The organism is Desulfobaccales bacterium, from assembly GCA_041648175.1.
GTDB lineage: Bacteria > Desulfobacterota > Desulfobaccia > Desulfobaccales > 0-14-0-80-60-11 > 0-14-0-80-60-11.
The window spans coordinates 1-3,577 of record JBAZPO010000062.1; the positions used below are offsets into that span (position 1 = coordinate 1).

4 protein-coding genes and 1 pseudogene are annotated in these 3,577 nt (G+C 57.3%); 4 read left to right on the forward strand and 1 reads right to left on the reverse strand.

Features of this window, described 5'->3' with window-relative positions:
* Window positions 1-147: 147 nt before the first annotated feature.
* The 4 genes and pseudogenes from WC600_18955 to WC600_18970 all read left to right on the forward strand — a co-directional run bounded on the left by WC600_18955 (window position 148) and on the right by WC600_18970 (window position 3,213).
* Complete coding sequence (locus WC600_18955; GenBank protein MFA4904810.1) at window positions 148-483, forward strand: hypothetical protein; 336 nt, start codon at window positions 148-150, stop codon at window positions 481-483.
* Window positions 484-644: 161 nt separating this feature from the next.
* Window positions 645-2,096, forward strand: coding sequence for a DDE-type integrase/transposase/recombinase (locus WC600_18960; protein MFA4904811.1), 1,452 nt, complete (start codon window positions 645-647; stop codon window positions 2,094-2,096).
* Window positions 2,086-2,925, forward strand: a complete 840-nt coding sequence (locus WC600_18965; protein MFA4904812.1) for an ATP-binding protein — start codon at window positions 2,086-2,088, stop codon at window positions 2,923-2,925. Before WC600_18960 ends, WC600_18965 begins: the two co-directional genes overlap by 11 nt.
* A 108-nt stretch (window positions 2,926-3,033) precedes the next feature.
* Window positions 3,034-3,213, forward strand: a pseudogene (locus WC600_18970) (IS481 family transposase).
* Between the two features lie 113 nt (window positions 3,214-3,326).
* Here the strand turns inward: WC600_18970 and WC600_18975 are convergent.
* On the reverse strand, window positions 3,327-3,577 hold a 251-nt coding region (locus WC600_18975), incomplete at its 5' end, for a histidinol-phosphatase (GenBank protein MFA4904813.1).

The following is a 3,577-nucleotide window of genomic DNA, read 5'->3' on the forward strand; positions in this document are numbered from 1 at the left end:
TGTTCGGTTCAACCACTGCCCTACTGTGGGGGTCCTCTGCATTACGCCACATATCTGCGTAAGCCTCGGGGAGGTCCTCCTGATCTTGACGAGGCCTACGCAATCCGCTTGAGTTTGTGCTGCGGAAAGGAAGGTTGCCGGCGACGGGTGTTGCCGCCATCGGTATTGTTTTGGGGGCGCCGTGTTTATTGGGCGTCGGTGCTGCTGGTGGTCACGGCGCTGCGCCAGGGTCGGGATCATGGCTATACGGTTGAGAAGCTCAAGGCGCTTTTTGGTGTGACGCGCCCGACATTGACCCGTTGGCTGAGCTACTTCCGGCAGATATTTCCATGCAGTCAGGCTTGGCGGCGACTGTCGGGCAGACTGATGCCGCCGGTGGCCGAGCATGAGTTGCCCAGGGGCATGATCGAACGTTTTGTGAAAGCCCGTGGAGATCCTGAACTGGGTTTGGCGGCTTGCTTGCAATCGCTCGTCGGTCTGTAAGGTCTCGATTTTTGAGGGAGCCGTTATCCGCCAAGCTCTCACGCAAAAGATGTGCGGCTGTTTAAAAGGAATGGATCAGTTATAGGGGCTATCAACGGGTTCGACGCCGTGATCCTCCATGGTGGAGGACGAAGAAGCGAATCCAAAGGAGATAAGATCCGATGAGTGATCCAAAGATGCCCCGGTGGCAACACTGGGCACAGTTCCGTTTTGCCGTGATTGGCGGTCTTTTGTCCAGTCCACCGGCAAGCGGCCAACTGCAGCAGGAGCTACAGGCGCTGACCGAAAAAAACTACCAGCACCCCCTTGCCCCTGACAGGCAGATCAGCCCGGGTTTTTCGACCATCGAACGTTGGTACTATCAAGCCAAGGATGCGCCGGATCCAATCACCGCCCTGGGGCAAAAACTTCGGGCCGATGCCGGTCGGCGCTGGGCGATAGGCGAACCACTCAAAGCTGCCATCGCGTCCCAGTATCATGACTATCCGCGCTGGACCGTTCAGTTGCACTACGACAACCTGGTCGCCCTAACCGGGCAGCAACCTCAGTTGATCCCGCTGCCCAGCTACAAGACCGTTCTGCGCTGCATGAGAGAAAACGGCTGGACGCGACGTTTGGGACCATCCCAACCAACAGAGGGCCAGAGCCGGGCGCAGCGGCGACGAGAGCAGCGTGAGGTGAGAAGCTACGAGGCGTCCTACGTCCACGCCCTCTGGCACCTGGATTTCCACCAAGCCAAGATAAAACTGTTAGATGAATCCGGGAACTGGTATCATCCGATCGCCCTTGCCATCCTCGATGATCGCTCAAGACTGTGCTGCCACTTACAGTTCTATCTGGCCGAGACCGCCGAGTGCCTGGTTCACGGGCTTACCCAGGCCATCATGAAACGCGGACTGCCGCGGGCCTTGATGACGGACAACGGATCGGCCATGTTAGCCGAGGAAACCCGCCAGGGTCTGCTGCGCCTTGGGGTTGTCCACGAAACCACCTTGCCCTACTCGCCTTACCAGAACGGCAAGCAGGAGGTCTTCTGGGCGCAACTGGAAGGCCGCCTGATCGAGATGCTCCGTGGAATCGAAAATCTCAAGTTGTCTTTTATCAACCACGCCGCTCAGGCCTGGGTCGAGCAGGACTACCACAGAAACCAGCACCGTGAAATCGGCGCCACACCCTTGCAGCGGATGCTCGATGGCCCGGATGTGGGACGACGGGCGCCGGACGCCGATACCCTGCGCCTGGCCTTTACCCGTCAGATCATCCGCACTCCCCGCCGCAGTGACGCCACCGTCGTGGTCGAAGGCGTACGCTACGAACTGCCCCCGCGATTCGGTCACCTGCACTCGGTGACGCTGCGCTCGCCGGGTTGGGATAAAAGCCAGATGACCCTGACAGATCCCAAAACCGGTGGACCGTTAGCACGCCTGTTGCCTCAGGACAAAACCAAAAACGCCTCCGGGCTGCGCCGAACCATCGGGACGCCGGAAACCACTACCGCCGCCAACCTTAGAAGCGATCAGCCGGCCCTATTGCAAAAATGGCTCGCCGATTATGCCGCCACCGGGCTGCCGCCGGCTTACCTGCCAAAGGAGGAATGTGATCATGACCGATAAAAACATCCGCGCCCTTTACGGCCTCAAATACAATCCCTTTTTACCCAACCTGCCCACCGATGCCCTGTGGGTGACGCCCGAAGCAGAAATCTTCGCCCATCGCGTCCAAGCGCTGGTACCACAAGGAGGTTTTGCCTTAATCACCGGGGACCCCGGACAGGGCAAAAGCAAAACCCTCCAATGGATCGCTCAACGCCTCAGCAAAATGCCGGATATTACCGTCGGCGTCATGGAACGACCACAAAGCCACCTCGCCGACTTCTACCGGGAGCTGGGTGAACTCTTCGGCGTCGGCTTGACCCCCTTGAATCGCTATGGCAGCTTCACGGCCTTGCGCGCAAAATGGAAAGCTCACTGTCTCTCCACGCTGGCGCGCCCCATCCTGCTCATCGACGAAGCGCAGGAAGTCTCATCGCCTTGCCTGACCGAACTGCGATTGCTCCAAAGCGTCTGCTTCGACTCGGATAGCCTCCTGTTTACCATCCTGTGCGGAGACGGACGTCTGCCGGATCGGTTCCGCACACCTGAACTGTTGCCCCTGGGCAGCCGTATCCGCGCCCGACTTCACATGACTCCCCTTTCTCCGGAACAGCTCCAGGAATACCTCAGCTTCGCCCTCGAACAGGCCGGACATCCCCAACTGATGACACCAGAGCTGATCCGAACCCTGGCTGCGCATTCCTTAAACAACTTGCGCGTCCTCAACCATACGGCAGCCGATATGCTCGCCGCCGCCGCCGAACGAAATCTGCCTCGACTCGACGAATCTCTTTACTTTGAACTGTTTTCCCCAGCGCCTGCAAAACCTCGCCGAACCAAAGCGTCTTAGCCGTGATCGGCTCATACTTAAACCTATTAATCAAGGGGGGCTGCCGGGCCCCCACCGTTATTATGAGCGTCATCAATGCCTATGGACAGCACTTCTTTCAGCAAGGTGGAAATCGAGGAAATCGTCGCAATGGTGAGGCTCAACCGCTATAACCGGGGCCGCACCCACGGGGCCAATGCCATACGCCAGGAAATGGAATCCATGGGGGTCCGTCCATTACCCTCCCTCAGAAGCATCGCTCGAATCCTTACTCGTCTCGGCCTCTCGCACGGACGCACCGGTCATTATCCATAGCCCCTGTATTTTTCTTGGCCAGCATTCCCTCATTTATCGAGTCCACTCTCATCTTGTCGACCGGGTTGTATTGACCCGATTCGCCAAGATAAAAGCCCAAGTTGTTCTCAATGCTTAATAGCTTCATATCCTTGCCTCCTGCTGTCATATGCATCCAAACCCGCTTCGAGTGAATCCATTACTATTTCGTGACTATTTATCGATCTCCCGTCTATTGAAGACAGCTTCTTGTCCGTGGGGTATCCAGAATAAAGCCTATAAACTATGTTGCCGTCTTCTAGTTCCTTTCTCGCATACAGTAGGTAATCAGCACCAACCGAGCCCCCAACCGTACTATTATGAGTAACTACAACCACTG

Coding starts and splice junctions, on each gene's coding strand:
- WC600_18960 (MFA4904811.1), top strand. CDS start 645: ATGAGTGATCCAAAGATGCCCCGGTGGCAACACTGGGCACAGTTCCGT.
- WC600_18965 (MFA4904812.1), top strand. CDS start 2,086: ATGACCGATAAAAACATCCGCGCCCTTTACGGCCTCAAATACAATCCC.